This is a genomic window from Paenibacillus sp. sgz302115 (assembly GCF_056120445.1).
This window is the reverse complement of the sequence record NZ_JBVYOK010000051.1, coordinates 1-1,839: the sequence shown is the minus strand read 5'-3', so window position 1 is coordinate 1,839 and position 1,839 is coordinate 1. Positions and strand designations below refer to the sequence as shown.

General features: G+C 55.0%; 1 pseudogene. It reads right to left on the bottom strand.

Features of this window, described 5'->3' with window-relative positions:
* Positions 1-1,839, bottom strand: a pseudogene (locus AC0LWN_RS32565) (HNH endonuclease); the annotation flags it as partial.

The following is a 1,839-nucleotide window of genomic DNA, read 5'->3' as shown; positions in this document are numbered from 1 at the left end:
GGCTCCACCCGTGACGATTTCTGCGACAACAACGCCCACCAATATCCCGATGACCGCCGCCAAAAGCTTCAATCCATTACTCTTCATCCATTTTATTACATATGTTTTTATCTGGTCAAACACCATTTTGGCATTGTTTGCCCGTAGCGATACGCCATCTGCGATTTTGCCTCCAAGGCTTTGATCCGCTTTTCCGGTGTCAAAATCGGCCATGATGCTATCCATCGTATGCGGGTCGCTGCTGCCCGGAAGCTGCTTGGTCTCGCCGTCCTTGAGGTTCATGTCCCGTACCAGCTCAGGGTCCATTTCGCCCTCTTCCACCGACTCCATTTCGATGTCGTCTGCGGTAAGCTTCTCTTCCGGTTGCGGTTCTCCCGCTTCCTGGGCCTGCTCTGCTGTTCCGCCTTCCGCCGCACCTGCGCCCAGCGGCTTCGAGATGTCTACTCCCAGCAGATACTCCCACATCTTGCCTTCCAAATGGCTGAAGGACCGCTTCGCCGCCTTGCCAAGCGCCCCGATCCGTTCCATCACATCGAGGAAGACGGCGATTAGGAGGTTGCCCAAGGTGGAGATCAATTTCGTGTAGAAGTTCTGCACGACAGCCAAGGCCTGATCCACTTTGGTTGCCAGGAAGTCCATAACCTGGGTGACTTTCGTTTTGAGCTTCTGCGCGAGCTGATTGACGACTTTCACTGCTTTGTTCACGACGCCGTCAATTTTGCTGCAGATTTTCGCTGCAATACCAGGGAATTTGGCGAAGACCACTGAGACCAGCTTTTTGAGCAGGGTACCCAGGCCTTTGATCAGGTCCGTGATCAGCCTGCGGCCCAGCTCGATGATGCCCAGTACAGCTTGTTTCGCTTTTTCAAAAATAAACTTAACCGCTTTTCTCAGGCCCTCGAAAATAAAGTTGACGGCTTTCTTGACGACTTCGACCACTGCTTCGAGTTTGTCTTTCACCCAGCCGAGGAAGCCGCCTTTTTTCTCTTCCTTGGCTTTTTCTTCCTCATGTTTTCCGTCGGCCTCTTTTTTGGCTTTGCTGTAGGCCTGAGTGGCTTCCTGCTCGGCTTCGGACTGCCGCTTTTGGGCTTCGCGTTCTTTTTCGGTGCGCACGGTGTTGATTTCGCCTTTTTTCTGCTGGGCTGCCGCTCCGGCCTGTCCGGCATAGTCGGCTTCGGCGGCATCCAGTTCACTCTTCCACTCGCCTCTTAGGTTGTCCACTTCGGCTTTCGCGCCAGCCTGCTGGCTGAGCTGCTGTTCCTTGGCTTCAGCTTCTGCCTGCTGGATTTGCGAGTGGCTATCAGCTTTGGACAGTATGACTTTGTTATCGAATTTTTCTTTTTCTTTATGGTATTCGGCTTGCTTGGCGCCGAGCTGCTTGTTCATTTCCGGGGCAAGTGACTTGTTGAGGCCTGCGGTCATCTCGCCCGGGATCGCCAGGCCCGGCAGCTTTTTGGCACCGGGGCTGTTGCCGCCTTGCAGTTCTGCGTTTGCCTTTAGGGTAGAGCCATCCGGTTCGGGATAGATGTCATTTTCACCGAACGGGTTGTTGATCTGACCCATCTCCGCTTGCTTCGCTGCACCTACTTGCTGCGACGCTTCCTGGCTGAAGCCCTCCACTTGAGAAGGATCGGCTTCGCCGGTCATGCTGATGCCGGGTGGCTGGGCTGCGGCGGAACGGATTTCGCTCATGATGGATTCGGGATTTCCGTCCGGGCCGGAGGAGCCGATGTTCATGCGTTCGAGGTTCCCCGGAGCTGCTGCTCCCCCGGACCGCTCACTCTTATAGCTCTCTGGAGCAGAGTGCTTCAGCGGCACCGGTTTTTTCCGGGCTTGTAT